We start from the raw sequence: 18,851 nt of genomic DNA on the forward strand, positions 1-18,851 counted from the left end.
ACAGGAATCGCGTGGCAACCTCGGCAGTTCTCAATCAGGAAGCGCTGGCGCAGCAGGTATTGCAGGATACCTTCGGCTACCAGCAGTTTCGTCCCGGTCAGCAGACGATCATCAATCAGGCGCTGAGCGGGCGCGATTGTCTGGTGGTCATGCCCACCGGCGGCGGTAAATCGCTCTGCTATCAGATCCCGGCGCTGGTGCGCGAAGGCCTGACGCTGGTGGTCTCGCCGCTGATCTCACTGATGAAAGATCAGGTCGATCAGCTGCTGGCAAACGGCGTGGCCGCGGCGTGTCTCAACTCCACCATGACGCGCGAACAGCAGCAGACGGTGATGGTTGACTGCCGCACCGGTCGGGTGAAGCTGCTCTACATCGCCCCCGAACGCCTGATGATGGATAACTTCCTCGACAATCTGGCGCACTGGCAGCCCGTGATGCTGGCGGTGGATGAGGCGCACTGTATCTCGCAGTGGGGGCACGATTTCCGTCCGGAATATGGCGCGCTGGGCCGGTTGCGTGAACGCTTCCCGGAGGTGCCGGTGATGGCGCTGACCGCGACCGCCGATGAAACCACCCGTAACGACATCGTTAACCTGCTGCACATGCAGGACCCGCTGATCCAGATCAGCAGCTTCGACCGTCCCAATATCCGCTACACCCTGGTGGAAAAATTTAAGCCCACCGATCAGCTACTGCGCTACGTGCAGGATCAGCGCGGCAAGTGCGGCATTATCTACTGCAACAGCCGGGCGAAGGTGGAAGACACCGCCGCGCGCCTGCAGAGCCGTGGGCTGAGCGTCGGGGCCTATCATGCCGGTATCGACAGCGAACAGCGCGCCAGAGTGCAGGAAGCGTTTCAGCGTGACGATCTGCAAATCGTGGTGGCGACGGTGGCCTTTGGGATGGGCATCAACAAGCCCAACGTCCGGTTTGTGGTTCACTTTGATATCCCGCGTAACATCGAATCCTACTACCAGGAAACCGGCCGTGCCGGCCGTGATGGTCTGCCCGCCGAGGCGATGATGCTTTACGACCCGGCAGATATGGCCTGGCTGCGTAAGTGTCTGGAAGAGAAAGTGCCGGGGCCGCTGCAGGATATTGAACGCCACAAGCTTAACGCCATGGGCGCGTTTGCGGAAGCGCAGACCTGCCGCCGCCTCGTGCTGCTCAACTACTTTGGTGAGGGGCGCCAGCAGCCGTGCGATAACTGCGATATCTGTCTCGATCCGCCTAAACGGTATGATGGTCTGGTCGAGGCGCAGAAGGCGCTCTCCGGCATCTACCGCGTGGGACAGCGTTTCGGCATGGGCTATATCGTGGAGGTGCTGCGCGGCTCCAACAATCAGCGTATCCGGGAACAGGGCCATGACAAACTGCCGGTCTACGGACTTGGCAAAGATCAGAGTCACGAGCACTGGGTCAGCGTGTTGCGTCAGTTGATCCATCTGGGGCTGGTCACGCAGAACATTGCCATGCATTCGGCGCTGCAGCTGACCGAAGCTGCCCGCCCGGTGCTGCGCGGTGAAGTCCCCCTGATGCTGGCGGTGCCACGCCTGATTACCGCGAAGACGAAGAGCAGCAGTCCGGCGAAGTTTCACGGTGGCAACTACGATCGCAAGCTCTTTGCCAAGCTGCGTAAGCTGCGAAAAGCGATCGCCGATGAAGAGAATATTCCGCCTTACGTGGTGTTCAATGACGCCACACTGATTGAAATGGCAGAACAGATGCCGGTCAGCGCGTCAGAGATGCTCAGCGTCAATGGCGTGGGTCACCGCAAACTGGAGCGCTTTGGCAAACCTTTCCTGGTGATGATCAAAGAGCATCTCGATGAAGAGTAAAGGACACTGATTATGCTGATGTTATTTGCCACTGTGGCGCTGGTACACCTGGTGGCGCTGATGAGCCCCGGCCCGGATTTCTTTTTCGTCTCACAGACGGCTGCCAGCCGCTCACGCAAAGAGGCAATGATGGGCGTGCTGGGCATTACGCTCGGTATCGTTGTCTGGGCGGGAGTGGCGCTGATGGGGCTGCATCTGATTCTGGAGAAAATGGCCTGGCTGCATCAGATCATCATGGTCGGTGGCGGACTCTATCTGTTGTGGATGGGCTGGCAGCTGATGGGCTCGGCACGTCAGCGCCACAAACAGCCACAGCAGGATGAGCCGGTGGTGGAGCTGCCAAAACGCGGCATGAGCTTTCTCAAAGGGCTGCTGACGAATCTCTCAAACCCCAAAGCGATTATCTACTTCGGCAGCGTCTTCTCGCTGTTTGTCGGGGATGATGTCGGCGCGACGGAGCGCTGGGGGCTGTTCCTGCTGATCATTGCGGAAACTTTTGCCTGGTTTGCGCTGGTGGCGGCAATCTTTGCCCTGCCGTGGATGCGTGCGAAATATCAGCGCCTGGCAAAATGGGTGGATGGTATGGCAGGGGTGCTCTTTGCCGGTTTCGGCATCCATCTGATTATCTCCCGCTAAGCATCGCGGATGCCGGCGTGCACGAGGCGCGTCCGGCATGGCTCTCACCTCCCGTCGTCTCTCCCTCATGTGACAGCGATCACACTCTGCTTCACCGTTTATCCCGTTACCTTAACCGTCACTCAATCGTCACCCGGTGTTAATCTACCGAGGCATCACCTCTGGTAAGGTCGGTAACCGGGCATATTTTTGCAGGAACAGGATGATGAGAATGAAAGCGCTGCTGCTGCTGTTAATGAGTGCGGGCATCAGCGCCTGCGCGTCACCGGCGGCGACCCGTTATCCGGCATCGCAGCCGATCCGGACGGATAAGGTGACGTCGATGCTGGCGCAGCTTCCTGCGCCCGGCCTGCCGCAGGGTGACAGGATTAGCCGGATCTCTGCGGCTTTTCTCGGGACACCTTATCAGGCCCATACGCTGATCGGCTCGCCTGCGACGCCCGAAGCGCTGGTGATCAACCTCTACGGGGTAGACTGCTTTACGCTGCTGGATTATGTGCAGGCGCTGAGCCAAAGCCACGATCGCCCCAGCTTTGAAGCCAGCCTTATCCGCATCCGTTATCGGGATGGCGAGGTCAGCTACCTGAAACGGCGCCACTTTTTTTCCGACTGGGCTGCTGACAGCCCGCCGATTGCCGATGACGTCACCCGCACACTGAGCCCGGCGGCGGTGACGGTGATGAAGAAACTCAATCGTCAGGCCAGCGGAACAGAAAAAGTGCCGGGTCTGGGTGTGATGCCGCGTCCGATCACTTACATTCCGGCCCGCGCCCTTACGCCCCGGCTGCTTGACCAGATTCAGAATGGCGATTACGTCGGGGTTTACACGCCCGCGGCGGGGCTGGATGTCTCACATGTGGGGATTGCCGTCCGGCACGATGGCCGGTTGTGGTTCAGGAACGCCTCCTCGCGGGCTGAAAACCGCCGGGTTGTCGATGCGCCGTTCAGGGAATATATGCGGTCAGTGCCGGGCATCATCGTGCTGCGTGCCGTGCCGGCGGTGTGATGAGAGAGAAGCGATCGCGCCGGCCCTGGCGGGCCGGCGCGTCAGGATCAGGCGATCTTCCTGGCGCTGGCCAGCAGGGCGCCGACCGCCATAAACAGTCCGCCGAAAATACGGTTCATGAGCTTCATCTGTTTTGGCCCTTTAATCCAGCCCGCAATGCGGGTCGCCAGCGTGGCGTAGCCAATCATCACGATGATATCGACCACTACGGTCGTCACGCCCAGCACCAGATACTGCATAAAGAGCGGCTGATGCGGCTGAATAAATTGCGGGAAGAGCGCCGCCAGAAAGACGATGCTTTTGGGGTTGGTCAGGTTCACCAGCACGGCACGTTTGAACAGGCGACGGCGCGGCATCGCTTTAGCGACCGCGTCCAGGTCAATACCGCCCGCTGAGCGCCACTGCTGAATACCCAGCCAGACCAGATAGGCCGCACCGGCCCATTTCAGAATCTCAAAGGCGAGCAGCGACTGGGAAAACAGCGCGCCCAGCCCGATGCCTACCAGCACGATATGCAGCGCCAGCCCGACCTGCAGGCCGGAGATGGAGGCCACCGTGCCGCGATAGCCGTGGCTGATGCCGGTACTCATGGTGTTAATCGCGCCGGAGCCGGGCGACAGGCTGAGAATTGTGGTGGTGAGCAGATAGGTCAGCCACCATTCGATGGTCATGGGTTGCGCTCTCTTTAGGGGCGGAAGTGTGACACAATACGCCAGAAATAAGCGCGGCGCTACGGCCTGCGTACGGCAACAGGGACTCTTTATCCGGTCATCAGGAGGGCGAATGAATCCACACAAAGCCAGCTGGCTGCGACGCGAAAAAGCCTTTGCTGCCTTTGCAACCGGTCCGCTGCTCGACTTCTGGCACAGCCGTGAAGAGCGTGAGTTTACCGGCGTCGGCAATCTGACATTGCGTTACGTCCGGTTCACGTCACCGAAACACACGCGTGTCATCCTGATTGTGCCCGGCCGCATCGAGAGTTACATCAAATACCCCGAGCTGGCCTACGATCTGTTTCACTGTGGCTTCGATGTGGTGATCCTCGATCATCGCGGCCAGGGGCGCTCCGATCGTCTGCTGGAGGACTCACACCGCGGCCACGTGGTGGAATTTACCCACTATGTCGACGATCTCGAAACCCTCTATCTGAAAGAGATCGTCAGCGGTCACTATCAGCAGCGTTATGCGCTGGCTCACTCGATGGGGGGCGCAATATTAACGCTGTTTCTGGCGCGGCAGCCGCAGGCTTTTCATGCGGTTGCCCTGGTGGCCCCGATGTTTGGTATTGCGCTGCCGTTGCCCGCCTTCCTGACCCACCGGATACTCGACTGGGCGGAGAAACGCCCGGCGGTGCGCGATGGCTATGCGCTCGGCACCGGACGCTGGCGCGCGCATCCGTTTGGCATCAACCGGCTGACGCACAGTGCTGAGCGTTACCGGCGTAACCTGCGCTTTTATGCTGATGATCCGGCGATTCGCGTTGGCGGGCCGACCTATCACTGGGTGCGCGAAGGCATCCATGCCGGTCGCAACATCATCAGCCAGGTGGATAAGATCACCACGCCGCTGCTGCTGTTACAGGCCAGCGAGGATCGGGTGGTCGATAACCGTTCACAGGACCTGTTTTGTGCCGCGATGGCTGCGGCGGGTCATCCGTGTGAGGGCAACACGCCGCGGGTGATCAACGGCGCGCGTCATGAGATCCTGTTTGAAAAAGACGCGATGCGTGCCGAAGCGCTCAATGCAGTGGTCGACTTCTTTTCAGCGCATCACTGACGTTATTTATCCGACCGGCGAAAGCCGGCAGACTCCGATACCCGAGGTTTTCATGTACCACATCGTTGCATCCGACCTGGATGGCACGCTGCTTTCTCCCGAACATCGCCTGACCCCATTTGCACGCGAAACGCTGCAGCAGCTGGTCGCCAGAGATATTCACTTCGTTTTCGCGACCGGCCGTCATCATATCGATGTCGGACAGATGCGCGACAGCCTGGCGATTCCGGCTTATATGATCACTTCAAACGGCGCGCGCGTTCACAACGCGGCGGGCGAACTGGTCTTCAGTCACAATCTGGATGCCGACATCGCCAGCGATCTGTTTGGCCTGCAATATCACCACAACGAAATCCTGACTCACGTCTACCGGGATGATGAGTGGTTTGTCAGCCGCTCAAGTCCGGCGGAACAGGATTACTTCCGCGAGTCGGTATTCAATTATCAGGTCTATGAGCCAGGTCTGCTGCCAACCGATAACATCAGCAAAGTCTTCTTCACCTGCGAAAACCCTGAACATCTGATCCCGATGGAGCAGGCCATTGAAGCGCGCTGGGGTGACCGCGTTAACGTCAGCTTCTCATTACCCACCTGTCTGGAGGTCATGGCGGGCGGCGTGTCGAAGGGGCATGCGCTGGAAGCCGTGGCGAAGCAGCTGGGTCATTCGCTGCAAAGCTGTATCGCCTTTGGCGACGGCATGAACGATGTGGAGATGCTGAGCATGGCGGGCAAGGGCTGTATCATGCAGAACGCTCATCAGCGGCTGAAAGATACCCTGCCGGCGCTGGAAGTGATTGGATCAAATGCGGATGATGCGGTGCCGCAGACGCTGCGCGCACTCTACCTCGCATAAGTAAATGAATGAAAAGGGCCGGTTATCCGGCCCTTTTTTTATGCCGTCAGGCGATTTTCTGTTTGTGTCTGTGTTCGCTGACCATGGTCAGGAGCAGCAGAATAACGGCGAGCACGCAGCCTGCGATCATCACCAGGAAGCCGCCATCCCAGCCGAAGTAGTCGACGGTGTAACCGACAATGGCGCTGGCGGCCACCGAGCCTCCCAGGTAGCCGAACAGGCCGGTAAAGCCCGCTGCCGTTCCTGCCGCTTTTTTCGGGGCCAGCTCCAGCGCGTGCAGACCAATCAGCATCACCGGACCGTAGATCAGGAAGCCAATCACGATCATACAGGCCATATCGACGCCGGGGTTACCCGCCGGATTGAGCCAGTAGATGACGGTTGCGACGGTGACCAGCGTCATAAAGAACACCCCGGTCGCCCCCCGATTGCCGCGGAACACCTTATCCGACATCCAGCCGCAGAGCAGTGTCCCTGGTATCCCCGCATATTCATACAGGAAGTAGGCCCAGGAGGATTTATCCAGTGTGAAGTGTTTCACCTCTTTGAGATAGGTCGGAGACCAGTCGAGGATGCCGTAGCGCAGCAGATAGACAAACACGTTGGCCAGCGCGATGTACCACAGCAGCTTGTTCGGCAGCACGTACTTCATGAAGATCTGCTTTGCCGTCAGCTCCTCTTCATGGCTGGCATCGTAGTCGGGCGGATAGTCGTTTTTATACGCTTCAATCGGCGGCAGGCCACAGGATTGCGGGGTATCGCGCATCAGCGCAAAGGCCAGAATCGCAATGGCAATCGCGCCAAAAGCGGGCATGTAGAGCGCCGCTTTCCAGTCGTTAAACCACGCCATGCCCAGCAGAAACAGCAGCGGGGGAATACCGCCGCCCACATTATGGGCGCAGTTCCAGACCGAGACGATCCGGCCGCGCTCCTTCTGTGACCACCAGTGAACCATGGTGCGTCCGCACGGCGGCCAGCCCATCCCCTGAAACCAGCCGCAGATAAACAGCAGTACAAACATCACCATGATGCTGGAGGTCGCCCAGGGCACAAATCCCATGATCAGCATCACCGCCGCGGCCAGAATCAGGCCAGCCGGCAGGAAGACGCGCGGGTTTGAGCGGTCCGACACCGATCCCATGATGAATTTTGAAAAGCCGTAGGCGATGGAGATGCCCGACAGGGCAAACCCTAAATCGCCCCGCGAAAAACCCTGCTCGACCAGATAGGGCATCGCGAGCGCAAAGTTTTTTCTGACCAGATAGTAGGCGGCATAACCGAAGAAGATCCCGATGAAAATTTGCCAGCGCAGACGACGGTAGAGGGGATCGACACGATCCTCTGCCACCTGTGGCTGGCGTGGCGCAGGTTTAAAAATGCTCAGCATCAGTGAGGCCCTCCAGGGCACATTATGGTTTTTGAATTCCCGGCAGGTTGAAGCAGGAAAAGAGGAGAAAATGGCCATCCGATGTTCCATTTCGCGCAAAGAATAGTGTTAGTTGCGCAGCGTTACTGTGATGAATGACACATTTGTTACAGTTTTATTACAGTTGAGAGCGAAAGTGTTCACCTGATGGATCATTTCGCGCATTTTGTCTGGCGGAAAAGCGGTTCTGTCGACAGTTATGTCAGTCTGTGTAAACGGTCCGCTGCTTAAAGATTCTGATCGAATGTTTTATAGTCACATGTCAACCAGATTTCACAGCCTGATGGCAGCACATTGTTTACACTGGCGGCCTGTTAATTTCAGGGTCATGACCGTGTTCTTATTAATTATTACCACTATTCTGTGGGCCTTTTCGTTCAGTCTGATTGGCGAATACCTTGCCGGGCAGGTGGACAGCTGGTTTTCCGTGCTGATGCGTCTGGCGCTGGCTGCGCTGGTCTTCCTGCCTTTCCTGCGCTGGCGCGGCTACCGCCCTTCAACGCTGCTGCTTTATATGCTGGTGGGGATGCTGCAGCTCGGGGTGATGTATCTGCTGAGTTTTGAAGCCTATCTCTATCTGAGCGTTTCAGAATTTCTGCTGTTTACGGTGATGACGCCGCTGTACGTGACGCTGATTTACGATCTGATCAGCCGTCGTCCGCTGCGCATCGGTTATGTGTTCAGTGCGCTGCTGGCGGTGGCCGGTGCGGCGATTATCCGTTATGACAAAGTCAGCGATCATTTCTGGTTCGGGCTGCTGTTAGTGCAGCTGGCAAACATCTGTTTTGCGGCGGGAATGGTTGGGTATAAGCGTCTGCAGGAGACCCGTCCGATGCCGCAGCACACCGCCTTCTCCTGGTTCTATCTGGGTGCGGTCGTGATTGCCGTGATCGCGTGGTGCGCCTGGGGTAATCCGCAGAAGTTGCCGACCACCTCACTGCAGTGGGGCATTCTGGTCTGGCTGGGCGTTGCGGCTTCCGGTCTGGGCTATTTTATGTGGAACTACGGTGCAACGCAGGTCGATGCCGGCACGCTGGGCATTATGAATAACATGCACGTTCCCGCCGGGCTGCTGGTGAATCTGGCAATCTGGCAGGAGAAACCGCACTGGCCGAGCTTTATTGCGGGTGCGCTGGTGATCCTCGCCTCGCTGTGGGTGCATAAGCGCTGGGTGGTGGGGCGTAGCAGCCGATCTTAAAGGAGAATCGCACCTAATCAGTGGCTGTGGGTCAGGTGAGGCCTCCCGGGCTGGCGCGTCCGATCGCGAAGGAATCTCACCTCCCTGTGGATCGGCCGGGCCATCCCTGGCCCGGACGCTTCGCTCTTCTGACGCGCCAGCCCATGAGGCGTGACAGCCTCATCGCTGTTAAATGCGTGGCTCAGCGCGAGCATGAAGGAGTGATGCAGGGTAGTAAAGCCTGGAGGCGCAACAGCCTCATCGCTGTTAAATGCGTGGCTCAGTGCGAGCATGAAGGAGGGAATGGCGGGCTGAGAAGTAAAGCGTCCGCCGCATGGCTGGCCCGGTGCTGCTCTTGTCAAAGCCCTGATGAAGCGGGAGAGAAGGGGTGGCGCAGCTGAGGAGCAAAGCGTCCGAGCCAGGGATGGCGAGGCCGCGCTGCATGGATGCAGGCTTTCTTTGCGATCAGATGCGCCACCTCTGACCACGCAGGGGTCAGAAGCGATCAGAGATTAAGCCGGCTTATCAATCTTCGGACGCTGGATCATCGCCAGCCCTTTCAGGAAGTTACGCAGAATCTGATCGCCACACTCGCGGTAGTTCTTATGGTCAGGCTTGCGGAAAATCGCCCCTACTTCCGCCTGCGACACGGTAAAGTTTGCGCGCTTCAGCACGTCAGGAATGTCGGTCGTTTTCAGATCGAACGCGATACGCAGTTTCTTCATGAAAATATTGTTATTCATTTTGCGCTCGATTGACGGGGCAGGCGCCTCTTCGCTTTTACCACGACGGTAAAAAATCAGGCCATTCAGAAAATAACCCATCAGCACATCAGGGCAGGGACGGAACGCGGCGTCGTCATCTTTTTTCAGCCACGCCTGAACATCCGTCTCGGGTACCTCACATTCCGCCAGCGCAAAAATCTTCACCATTCCGGCATCGCTCAGATTAAGCATGTAGCGCACGCTGCGCAGAATATCGTTATTAGTCATGGTGAGATCTTCTCATGGTCAGTCGACAGGCTGCGCATTATAGGGGATTTTGCCAGCGTTCGCGCAGGTTTGTGCCCGACCGGTTACCGCTGCAATACCGCACCGGGCAGCGCAGCATCACGCACAAACGGCAGATGCTCACAGGCGTGCTGACGGGCGAAACGGATAAAGGCTTCCAGCACCGGCTGCCGCTGTTCACCTTCGCGCACGGCGGCGTAAAGACGACTCCAGAGCCCCTCACCCAGCGTGCGGGTCACGACCAGACCCTGCTTCTCAAAACTCTCCACCACCCAGTGCGGCAGCGCCGCGATACCCATGCGCGCGGAAACCATTTGAATCATCAGCAGGGTGTTATCGACGCTTTTCAGCGCCGGGCTGACGCCAGCAGGCTGCAGGAAGTGACGCCAGATATCCAGACGCTGACGCTGCACCGGATAGATCATCAACACCTCATCGGCCAGATCTTCCGGGGCAATCTGCTCCACCTGTGCCAGCGGATGATCCGTTGCCAGCACCAGCCGCACTTCATAATCAAACATCGGGGAGTAGAACAGGCCGGAGCGCGCCAGAATATCGGAGGTCAGCACCACATCCAGCTCACCCTGCTGCAGAGCGGGCTGAGGATCAAAGGTCACGCCCGATTTGAAATCCATCACCACCTGCGGCCAGCTCTGACGGAATTTATCCAGCGCGGGGGTCAGCCACTGAATACAGCTATGACACTCGATCGCCACCCGCAGCGTGGTCTGATGCGGCTCATGGCACGCCTGCAGGGCGTGCTGGATCTGCGGCAACACCTGCTCTGCCAGCTGCAGCAGAATATCGCCCTGCGGCGTAAACCGCAGCGGCTGACTTTTACGCACGAACAGGCGGAATCCCAGCCGCTGCTCCAGGTCGCTGAACTGATGAGAGAGCGCCGATTGCGTCTGGTGAAGCTGGGCCGCCGCCGCCGCCAGCGATCCCGTATTGCGCAGAGCCTGAAGCGTCCGCAGGTGCTTGAGTTCGATCATGAGGGTCCTTCACATCGAAAATGAACATATTGCGCTTGAGCCACATACAGTACCCGCAGATTATAGCAGTGTAAACATCTGGACGGCTAAACCTCTCTGGCTGCCTGTAAAAGCCAGAGTGAAAGATTATCTGGAGAACAGCACATGACTATCCTGAACCACACCCTCGGCTTTCCCCGTATTGGCCTGCGCCGGGAACTGAAAAAAGCACTGGAGCAGTACTGGGCGGGTGATATTTCGCAGCAGGACTTACTGGCGGTGGGCCGTGAACTGCGCGCCCGCCACTGGCAACAGCAGAAAGCGGCGGGTGTCGATCTGCTGCCGGTCGGCGATTTTGCCTGGTACGATCATGTGCTGACCACCAGCCTGATGCTGGGCAACGTGCCCGCACGCCATCAGAACCCGGAGGGCAGCGTTGACCTGGACACCCTGTTCCGCCTGGGTCGCGGTCGAGCCCCCAGCGGGGAACCCGCCGCCGCGGCAGAGATGACCAAATGGTTTAACACCAACTATCACTACATGGTGCCGGAATTTACCCGGGGACAGCGGTTTAAACTGACCTGGACTCAGCTGCTGGACGAGGTCGATGAGGCGCTGGCGCTGGGTCACAACATCAAGCCGGTGCTGCTGGGGCCGGTAACCTATCTGTGGCTGGGCAAAGTGAAAGGTGAGCCGTTCGAGCGCCTGTCGCTGCTGGAGGCGATTCTGCCCGTCTACCAGCAGGTGCTGGCAGAACTGGCCAGACGGGGCATCGAATGGGTGCAGATTGATGAACCGGCCCTGGCCCTGGAACTGCCGCAGGCGTGGCGCGACGCCTTCAAACCGGCGTATGACGCGCTGCAGGGTCACAGCAGACTGCTGCTGACCACCTACTTTGACAGCATCGGACAGAATATTGAGGTGATTCGCGCACTGCCGGTGCAGGGCCTGCATGTCGATCTGGTTCATGGCCACGATGACCTCCAGCAGCTGAATCAGCAACTGCCCGCCAGCTGGCTGCTGTCACTCGGGGTGATCAACGGGCGTAACGTCTGGCGCGCCGATCTCAGCCGCTGGTTCAGCCGTCTGCAACCGGTGATTGCACAGCGGGAACAGGTCTGGATCGGCTCCTCCTGCTCGCTGCTGCACAGCCCGATCGATCTCAGCGTGGAAACCCGTCTGGATGATGAGGTCAAAAGCTGGTTCGCTTTCGCCCTGCAGAAGTGTGCTGAACTTTCGCTGCTCACTCACGCACTGAACCAGAACGATGCGGCGTCGCTGGAGGCATGGAGTGCCCCGGTGCGCGCCCGTGCGCACTCGCGCCGCGTGCACAATGCCGCAGTGGGCCAGCGTCTGCAGGCCATCACGCCACAGCTCAGTCAGCGCCAGCGCGCCTATTCTGAGCGGGCTGCCCTGCAGCGTCAGCGTTTCAGACTGCCGGCCTGGCCCACCACCACCATCGGCTCTTTTCCCCAGACCACCGAGATCCGTGGCCTGCGCCTCGACTTTAAGCAGGGCCGTCTCGACAGCAGCCACTACCGTACTGGCATCGCGGCACATATCAGGCAGGCCATTACCGAACAGGAGCGGCTGGGGCTGGATGTGCTGGTTCACGGTGAAGCGGAACGCAACGACATGGTGGAGTATTTCGGCGAGCATCTGGAGGGATTTGTCTTCACCCAGAACGGCTGGGTGCAGAGCTACGGTTCCCGCTGTGTCAAACCGCCGGTCATCATCGGGGATATCAGCCGGCCGGCGGCGATCACCGTGGAGTGGGCCAGCTATGCGCAGTCGCTGACCGACAAGCCGGTTAAAGGGATGCTGACCGGCCCGGTTACTATCCTCTGCTGGTCGTTCCCGCGTGAAGATGTGTCACGGGAAACCCTCGCAAAGCAGATCGCGCTGGCGCTGCGTGATGAAGTGAAAGATCTGGAGAAGGCGGGAATCGGGATTATTCAGATAGATGAACCGGCTCTGCGTGAAGGCCTGCCTTTGCATCAGTCGGAGTGGGCCGCCTACCTGACCTGGGCGGTAGAGGCGTTCCGGCTTACCGCGGCCGTGGCGCAGGATGACACCCAGATTCACACCCATATGTGTTACTGCGAGTTCAACGACATCATGGATGCCATTGCGGCGCTGGATGCCGATGTCATCACCATTGAAACCTCGCGCTCCGATATGGAGCTGCTGGAATCGTTTGAGCATTTCGACTATCCGAATGAAATCGGCCCCGGCGTCTATGACATTCACTCGCCTAACGTTCCCAGCGTTGAGTGGATAGAAGCCCTGCTGCAGAAGGCCGCAAAACGGATTCCGGCAGCGCGTCTGTGGGTAAACCCGGACTGCGGCCTGAAAACGCGCGGCTGGACGGAAACACGTCAGGCGCTGGCCAATATGGTGACGGCGGCGAAGAAACTGCGTGGTGAGACGGCGTAGGGGAGCGGGTCCGGGTGGCAAAAAAAGGGGCGCAGATGCGCCCCTTTTTCAATTACTGCGAGGTCACACCATATTGTCTGAACCAGGTCAGCATCCGCTGCCAGCCATCCTGAGCCGATTCCGCATGGTAGCTCGGGCGGTAGTCTGCATTAAACGCATGACCCGCTTCGGGATAGACGATGATCTCGGCGGTGGCATTGGCGGCATGCAGCGCCTGTCGCATCTGCTCGACGCTCTCCAGCGGGATGCTCTCGTCCTGTCCGCCATAGAGTCCTAAAACCGGCGCGTTGAGCGCGACGGCAATATCAATCGGGTGCTTCTGCTGCTTCAGAGTGCGGTCGCCGGTCAGCCGTCCATACCAGGCCACGGCGGCGCGCAACTGCGGATTGTGCGCGGCGTAGAGCCAGCTGATGCGGCCACCCCAGCAGAAACCGGTAATGCCCATGCGGCGGATATCGCCGCCGTTGCGTGCGGCCCAGTTGGCGGCATGGTCCAGGTCAGCCAGCACCTGAGTATCCGGCACTTTACTGACCAGCTCGCTGAACAGCGTCGGGATATCATGATACTCAGAGGGATCGCCCTCGCGGAAATAGAGCTCCGGTGCAATCGCCAGATAGCCTTCCAGCGCCAGACGGCGGCAGATATCCCGGATGTGTTCGTGCACACCAAAGATCTCCTGCACCACCAGCACGACGGGTAAAGGACCTTCCGCTGACTGCGGTTTTGCAAAATAGGCCGGCATGTTTTCGCCCTGACTTGGCACGGAAGTCTCACCTGCGTGAATGGCCGGACTATCGGTAATAATGGTGGTGTCGGCGGTGGGTTGCACGGCTGGCGCAAAGCCGCCCGTCGCCGGTTTTTGTGGCAAAGTATCACTGGGTTTCATTATTCTCTCCGTGCAAGCATTGGCGCAATCACGTAACTATAGCCTGGCCCGAAAGCGAGCGTGCCAGGTGTCGGGTAACAGAATCAGCAGCGAACAAACGCATCCACCTCTTTAACATTGCCCTGACCCCGACACAGCCCCGCCGGACGTTATCCGGGCGAAGAAGATGTTAATGTGTGATTAATGTCGCATTTTTTCTTCCGGTAAATGTAACTTTCATTTTCTTAAGTGAATGCTGTCACATATTTATCGGGCGTGCTGGCGTAGAGTGGCGCGCTATCATCCCTTAACAGGAGTCTGCAAATGACACAGTCTGACGTTTTCCATCTTGGCCTGACGAAAGCCGATCTGCAGGGCGCCACCCTGGCGATTGTGCCGGGCGACCCGGAGCGCGTGAAGAAAATTGCCGGACTGATGGAGGATGCCACGCATCTCGCCTCACACCGTGAATTTACCTCCTGGCTGGCAAAACTGGATGGCAAGCCGGTGGTTGTCTGCTCAACCGGCATCGGCGGCCCTTCGACCTCTATTGCGGTAGAAGAGCTGGCTCAGCTTGGCGTGCGCACCTTCCTGCGCGTCGGCACCACGGGTGCCATTCAGCCACATATCAACGTCGGCGATGTGCTGGTCACGACCGCCTCCGTACGCCTGGATGGCGCCAGCCTGCATTTCGCGCCGATGGAGTTCCCGGCGGTGGCTGACTTCGGCTGTACCACTGCGCTGGTGGCGGCTGCAGAAGCCTGTGGCGCCATAACTCATATCGGCATTACCGCCTCCTCTGACACCTTCTATCCGGGCCAGGAGCGCTACGACACCGTCTCAGGCCGCGTCGTCAGCCGTTTCAAGGGATCGATGAAAGAGTGGCAGGAGATGGGTGTCCTCAACTATGAGATGGAATCCGCTACACTGTTAACCATGTGCGCCAGCCAGGGCCTCCGCGCCGGTATGGTGGCAGGCGTCATTGTGAACCGTACGCAGAAAGAGATCCCTGATGCGGTCACCATGAAACAGACAGAAAGCGACGCAGTGAAGATTGTGGTCGAAGCGGCGCGTCGCTTGCTGTAGGCCGCGTCAGGCCGCGGGCCCCTATCGGGCCTGCTGCTGTATAAGGCGCGTCATTTCAGTGAAACCTGAGAAGGCTTATGCGCAATACACTTCCTGTCCGACGACCGGCATTCAAAGCCGATCCTGCCGCCCTTAATGCCCGGCTGGAACGCGGTGCCGAACGCTTCCGTGCCGCCATGCAGCAGGGTGACTATGCACAGGCCGCCCAGTGCTGCGAAGAGGCACTGCGCTATCTGCCTCAGCAGATGCAGGTGCTGAGCGACTATGCACTCTGTCTGCTGCGTCTGGGTCAGTACCAGAAGTCCTATAAAATCTATCAGAAGATTGCGCACTCCCCGCCCGCGGTGCGCAGCACCGCCTCTGAAACCTGGCTGGATGGCCTGACCGAAGTCTGTGGCTGGCTGAATAAGCCGGATGAGGTGGCGCGCTATGGTCTGGCGTCGCTGATGCAGTCCGATGCGCGTTTCAGTCAGGGGCAGCGTGTGGCGTTTCCCGCTCCCCAGCCCGAGCCTGCCGATCTCACACAGCCGCACCAGAATGTCATTGCCTTCAGCCTGTTTGGTGACCAGCCGCGCTACTGCGAAACCCTGATTAAAAACGTCGAAGTCGTACCTGAACTCTATCCCGGCTGGGTCTGCCGCATCTACCTTGACGACAGCGTGCCGCAGCATGTCTGGCAGCGACTGGACCAGCCGCATGTGCAACGGGTCGATATGTCGCATGAGAAAACCCTGTTTCCCACCCTGTGGCGTTTTCTGGTGATGGACGATCCTGGCGTGAAGCGCTTTATCGTCCGCGATGCCGACTCGCTGCTCTCAGAGCGCGAAGCGGCGGCGGTCAGCGCCTGGCTGGCTTCACCTTACTGGTTCCACCATATGCGTGACTACTTTTCCCACACCGAACTGCTGCTGGCGGGGATGTGGGGCGGCTGTCATGGCGTCTTTCACAACGTGGAGCAGGCGATGCGTGATTTTATTGCGCACTACCGGGGGAGCGAACGCTTCACCGATCAATATTTCCTCAAAGTGGCGTTGTGGCCGACAGTACGTGAAAGCGTGCTGAATCACGATGAACTGTTTCACTTTCATCAGGCCCGGCCGTGGCCTGCCCATGCGCCGGTGCGCTGGCAGACGCCGCAGTTCCACGTGGGCAGCAATGCCGGCTTTGCCAGTATGACCGGGAAAGCCAGTGCGGCCGACGGCAGCAGACAGCGCGTGGCGATCACCGCGGGCGAAACCACCTGGCACTATCTGGCGCAGGTTAAGCAGGGTGAGTGGCTGTTGCCGATGCCCTTTTTTCTGATTGAGGAGTGGCAGGCGGGAAGGGTGACGGTGACCGCGCTCTAAGTTGCTGAGCGCGAATAAATTTATCTGGACATTCATACAGTGCGACTCTACCTTTTTCCTCAGCAGCGTAAGTCGCGGGGAAATCATGGATCAGCACATCATCATCAGCATCTGTCTGGCGCTTGCCGGGGTCGGGATCGGCTGGATGCTGGCACAGCTTCGTGCCGGGCACCAGGCCGCCAGTTTCCAGACTGAGCGCCGTCTGCAGCAGGAGGCACAGCAGCGTCAGCAGCAGCAGACTGAACAGCTTCAGCAGCAAATCCGGGAGCGGGAACAGGAGCTGCGTCAGCTGCACGGTGCCCTGAGCGGAGCCACGGAGCGGCTGCAGCAGCTCGACTACTGGCGCAATGAAAGTGAGCAGCTCAATCGCGAGCTGCGCAATCAGCTGGAGGTCAACAGCGCGCAGGAAGCGGAGCTGCGTGAGGTGACCATCCGTCTGGAAGAGACCCGTTTTGCCGCCGAGGAGAAGCAGCGCCTGCTGACCAACAGCGAGCAGCGTCTCAGCGCCCAGTTTGAAAACCTCGCCAACCGCATTTTCGAAAGCAGCGGCCGTCGCGTCGATGAGCAGAACCGTCAAAGCCTGGATAGCCTGATTGGCCCGTTACGTGAACAGCTGGATGGCTTTCGTCGTCAGGTGCATGAAAGCTTTGGCGCAGAGGCGCGTGAACGTCACACCCTGACCCACGAAATCCGTCAGCTTCAGCAGCTGAATGCGCAGATGGCGCAGGAGGCGCTCAACCTGACCAAAGCCCTGAAGGGCGACAATAAAATCCAGGGTAACTGGGGGGAAGTGGTCCTGAGCCGGGTGCTGGAAGCCTCCGGGCTGCGTGAAGGCTATGAATATGAAACGCAGGTCAGCATTCAGTCTGAACAGCAGGGCAGGATGCAGCCGGATGTGATTGTGCGGCTGCCGCAGGGCAAAGATGTGGTGGTGGACGCCAAGATGACGCTGGTGGCCTATGAGCGCTACTTCAATGCGGATGATGAGATCGAACGTGAACAGGCGATTCAGGAACATGTCAGCGCCATGCGGGCCCATATCCGCCTGCTGGGACGAAAAGATTATCAACAATTGCCCGGTTTACGCTCGCTGGATTATGTGTTGATGTTCATTCCGGTTGAACCGGCCTTTTTACTGGCGATCGACCGCCAGCCTGAGCTGATTAGCGAGGCACTGCAGCAGAATATCATGCTGGTCAGCCCCACCACGCTGCTGGTGGCGTTACGGACCATCAATAATCTGTGGCGCTATGAGCACCAGAGCCGCAATGCACAGCGTATTGCCGATCGGGCCGCACGCCTCTATGACAAGATGCGGCTGTTTGTGGATGACATGAGCGGTATTGGTCACAGTCTGGACAAAGCGCAGAACAGCTATCGCGAGGCGATGAAAAAGCTGGCAGAGGGGCGCGGTAACCTGATTGCGCAGACGGAAGGGTTCCGTGCGCTGGGCGTTGAAATCAAACGGCCGATCAATCCTCAGCTGGCCGAACGGGCTATGCCGGAAAACCGGATGGCAGATGACGACAGGGATGATGAGGATGCGGATGACAGTGACAGGCGTGTGAGACGCCTCCACGAATAGTATGGGCGCAGCGTGCCTGACTTCCGTGACTCTGATACACTTCGGAAAGTATTGTTTGTGGAGCAGGTAAAACCGATGGCAGATGAATCACAGCAGGAAACCACCCATTTTGGCTTTCAGACGGTCGCCAAAAGCGAAAAAGCTGACAAAGTCGCGGATGTGTTTCACTCCGTAGCGGCAAAATATGACCTGATGAACGATTTGATGTCCTTTGGCGTCCATCGTATCTGGAAGCGCTTTACCATCGACAGCAGCGGTGTTCGCCGCGGTCAGCGTGTGTTGGATCTGGCGGGAGGCACCGGCGATCTGACGGCAAAATTCTCTCGTCTGGTGGGTGACACCGGTCAGGTGGTACTGGCGGATATCAACAGTTCCATGCTGAAGATGGGCCGCGAAAAGCTGCGCAATCAGGGTGTGGTGGGCAACGTCAGTTACGTGCAGGCCAACGCAGAAGCTCTGCCTTTCCCTGATAACTACTTCGACTGCATCACCATCTCCTTTGGTCTGCGCAACGTCACGGAAAAAGAGAAGGCGCTGGCCTCCATGTTCCGGGTGCTTAAGCCGGGCGGACGCCTGCTGGTGCTGGAGTTCTCTAAGCCGGTGCTGGACCCGCTGAGCAAAGCGTATGACGCCTATTCGTTCCACATTCTGCCGCGTATCGGCCAGCTGGTGGCGCAGGATGCTGAGAGCTACCGCTATCTTGCCGAATCGATCCGTATGCATCCCGATCAGGAGACCCTGAAGGCGATGATGAACGATGTTGGCTTTGAAAATACCACTTACTCCAACATGACTGGCGGCATCGTGGCGCTGCATCGTGGATTTAAGTTCTGAGTGAGA

The 18,851-nt window shown here is 58.7% G+C and carries 16 protein-coding genes; 11 read left to right on the forward strand and 5 right to left on the reverse strand.

Annotated features, from left to right (window positions below; all coding sequences use genetic code 11):
- Positions 1-11 precede the first annotated feature (11 nt).
- The 3 genes from recQ to AC6I7A_RS00835 all read left to right on the forward strand — a co-directional run bounded on the left by recQ (position 12) and on the right by AC6I7A_RS00835 (position 3,480).
- Complete coding sequence (recQ, locus tag AC6I7A_RS00825) at positions 12-1,838, forward strand: ATP-dependent DNA helicase RecQ (RefSeq protein ID WP_058958186.1); 1,827 nt, start codon at positions 12-14, stop codon at positions 1,836-1,838.
- A gap of 12 nt (positions 1,839-1,850) precedes the next feature.
- Complete coding sequence (gene rhtC, locus AC6I7A_RS00830) at positions 1,851-2,474, forward strand: threonine export protein RhtC (RefSeq protein ID WP_009088470.1); 624 nt, start codon at positions 1,851-1,853, stop codon at positions 2,472-2,474.
- Between the two features lie 205 nt (positions 2,475-2,679).
- Positions 2,680-3,480, forward strand: a complete 801-nt coding sequence (locus AC6I7A_RS00835; RefSeq protein ID WP_058958185.1) for a DUF1460 domain-containing protein — start codon at positions 2,680-2,682, stop codon at positions 3,478-3,480.
- Positions 3,481-3,527: 47 nt separating this feature from the next.
- Here the strand turns inward: AC6I7A_RS00835 and rhtB are convergent, their stop codons facing one another.
- Positions 3,528-4,151: a homoserine/homoserine lactone efflux protein gene (gene rhtB, locus AC6I7A_RS00840; protein WP_003854387.1), complete on the reverse strand. Its 624-nt coding sequence runs from the start codon at positions 4,149-4,151 to the stop codon at positions 3,528-3,530.
- 112 nt (positions 4,152-4,263) lie between these two features.
- Between rhtB and pldB the strand changes: the two genes are divergently transcribed.
- Both pldB and yigL read left to right on the forward strand, forming a co-directional pair.
- Positions 4,264-5,256, forward strand: a complete 993-nt coding sequence (gene pldB / locus AC6I7A_RS00845; protein WP_009088474.1) for a lysophospholipase L2 — start codon at positions 4,264-4,266, stop codon at positions 5,254-5,256.
- Positions 5,257-5,308: 52 nt separating this feature from the next.
- Positions 5,309-6,109, forward strand: a complete 801-nt coding sequence (gene yigL / locus AC6I7A_RS00850) for a sugar/pyridoxal phosphate phosphatase YigL (protein WP_009088476.1) — start codon at positions 5,309-5,311, stop codon at positions 6,107-6,109.
- Between the two features lie 46 nt (positions 6,110-6,155).
- Here the strand turns inward: yigL and glpT are convergent, their stop codons facing one another.
- The gene (gene glpT / locus AC6I7A_RS00855) at positions 6,156-7,496 is read right to left on the reverse strand and encodes a glycerol-3-phosphate transporter (RefSeq protein WP_009088478.1); all 1,341 of its coding nucleotides are present in this window, start codon (positions 7,494-7,496) and stop codon (positions 6,156-6,158) included.
- A gap of 373 nt (positions 7,497-7,869) precedes the next feature.
- Here glpT and AC6I7A_RS00860 point away from each other — a divergent pair, with 373 nt between their 5' ends.
- Positions 7,870-8,733, forward strand: a complete 864-nt coding sequence (locus AC6I7A_RS00860; protein WP_033736487.1) for a carboxylate/amino acid/amine transporter — start codon at positions 7,870-7,872, stop codon at positions 8,731-8,733.
- Between the two features lie 491 nt (positions 8,734-9,224).
- On the opposite strand, the gene AC6I7A_RS00865 is transcribed toward AC6I7A_RS00860, so the two are convergent.
- Both AC6I7A_RS00865 and metR read right to left on the reverse strand, forming a co-directional pair.
- Complete coding sequence (locus tag AC6I7A_RS00865; protein WP_058958184.1) at positions 9,225-9,704, reverse strand: YehS family protein; 480 nt, start codon at positions 9,702-9,704, stop codon at positions 9,225-9,227.
- An 83-nt stretch (positions 9,705-9,787) separates the two neighbouring features.
- A complete protein-coding gene (metR, locus tag AC6I7A_RS00870; RefSeq protein ID WP_009088486.1) occupies positions 9,788-10,714 on the reverse strand; it encodes an HTH-type transcriptional regulator MetR in 927 nt (308 codons plus the stop codon).
- Positions 10,715-10,858: 144 nt separating this feature from the next.
- Here metR and metE point away from each other — a divergent pair, with 144 nt between their 5' ends.
- On the forward strand, positions 10,859-13,129 hold the full coding sequence (gene metE, locus AC6I7A_RS00875) for a 5-methyltetrahydropteroyltriglutamate--homocysteine S-methyltransferase (protein WP_058958183.1): 2,271 nt from the start codon (positions 10,859-10,861) through the stop codon (positions 13,127-13,129).
- Positions 13,130-13,181: 52 nt separating this feature from the next.
- Here metE and AC6I7A_RS00880 read toward each other — a convergent pair whose 3' ends face one another.
- Positions 13,182-14,015, reverse strand: coding sequence for a dienelactone hydrolase family protein (locus AC6I7A_RS00880; protein WP_009088490.1), 834 nt, complete (start codon positions 14,013-14,015; stop codon positions 13,182-13,184).
- A gap of 303 nt (positions 14,016-14,318) precedes the next feature.
- Here AC6I7A_RS00880 and udp point away from each other — a divergent pair, with 303 nt between their 5' ends.
- The 4 genes from udp to ubiE all read left to right on the forward strand — a co-directional run bounded on the left by udp (position 14,319) and on the right by ubiE (position 18,845).
- Positions 14,319-15,080, forward strand: a complete 762-nt coding sequence (udp, locus tag AC6I7A_RS00885) for a uridine phosphorylase (protein ID WP_058958182.1) — start codon at positions 14,319-14,321, stop codon at positions 15,078-15,080.
- A gap of 77 nt (positions 15,081-15,157) precedes the next feature.
- Positions 15,158-16,426 carry a tetratricopeptide repeat protein gene (locus tag AC6I7A_RS00890; RefSeq protein WP_058958181.1) on the forward strand — a complete coding sequence of 423 codons (1,269 nt, stop codon included), beginning with the start codon at positions 15,158-15,160 and terminating at the stop codon, positions 16,424-16,426.
- Between the two features lie 85 nt (positions 16,427-16,511).
- A complete protein-coding gene (gene rmuC, locus AC6I7A_RS00895; RefSeq protein ID WP_058958187.1) occupies positions 16,512-18,011 on the forward strand; it encodes a DNA recombination protein RmuC in 1,500 nt (499 codons plus the stop codon).
- A 75-nt stretch (positions 18,012-18,086) separates the two neighbouring features.
- A complete protein-coding gene (gene ubiE / locus AC6I7A_RS00900) occupies positions 18,087-18,845 on the forward strand; it encodes a bifunctional demethylmenaquinone methyltransferase/2-methoxy-6-polyprenyl-1,4-benzoquinol methylase UbiE (protein ID WP_009088499.1) in 759 nt (252 codons plus the stop codon).
- The last annotated feature ends 6 nt before the right edge of the window (positions 18,846-18,851 follow it).

This window comes from Type-F symbiont of Plautia stali, from assembly GCF_059731105.1.

Bases quoted from the DNA above. Each gene is read 5' to 3' on its own strand.
- pldB (WP_009088474.1), top strand. From the start codon at position 4,264: ATGAATCCACACAAAGCCAGCTGGCTGCGACGCGAAAAAGCCTTTGCT.
- rmuC (WP_058958187.1), top strand. From the start codon at position 16,512: ATGGATCAGCACATCATCATCAGCATCTGTCTGGCGCTTGCCGGGGTC.
- rhtB (WP_003854387.1), bottom strand. From the start codon at position 4,151: ATGACCATCGAATGGTGGCTGACCTATCTGCTCACCACCACAATTCTC.
- metE (WP_058958183.1), top strand. From the start codon at position 10,859: ATGACTATCCTGAACCACACCCTCGGCTTTCCCCGTATTGGCCTGCGC.
- udp (WP_058958182.1), top strand. From the start codon at position 14,319: ATGACACAGTCTGACGTTTTCCATCTTGGCCTGACGAAAGCCGATCTG.
- AC6I7A_RS00865 (WP_058958184.1), bottom strand. From the start codon at position 9,704: ATGACTAATAACGATATTCTGCGCAGCGTGCGCTACATGCTTAATCTG.
- AC6I7A_RS00835 (WP_058958185.1), top strand. From the start codon at position 2,680: ATGAGAATGAAAGCGCTGCTGCTGCTGTTAATGAGTGCGGGCATCAGC.
- AC6I7A_RS00880 (WP_009088490.1), bottom strand. From the start codon at position 14,015: ATGAAACCCAGTGATACTTTGCCACAAAAACCGGCGACGGGCGGCTTT.
- ubiE (WP_009088499.1), top strand. From the start codon at position 18,087: ATGGCAGATGAATCACAGCAGGAAACCACCCATTTTGGCTTTCAGACG.
- yigL (WP_009088476.1), top strand. From the start codon at position 5,309: ATGTACCACATCGTTGCATCCGACCTGGATGGCACGCTGCTTTCTCCC.
- glpT (WP_009088478.1), bottom strand. From the start codon at position 7,496: ATGCTGAGCATTTTTAAACCTGCGCCACGCCAGCCACAGGTGGCAGAG.
- metR (WP_009088486.1), bottom strand. From the start codon at position 10,714: ATGATCGAACTCAAGCACCTGCGGACGCTTCAGGCTCTGCGCAATACG.
- rhtC (WP_009088470.1), top strand. From the start codon at position 1,851: ATGCTGATGTTATTTGCCACTGTGGCGCTGGTACACCTGGTGGCGCTG.
- AC6I7A_RS00890 (WP_058958181.1), top strand. From the start codon at position 15,158: ATGCGCAATACACTTCCTGTCCGACGACCGGCATTCAAAGCCGATCCT.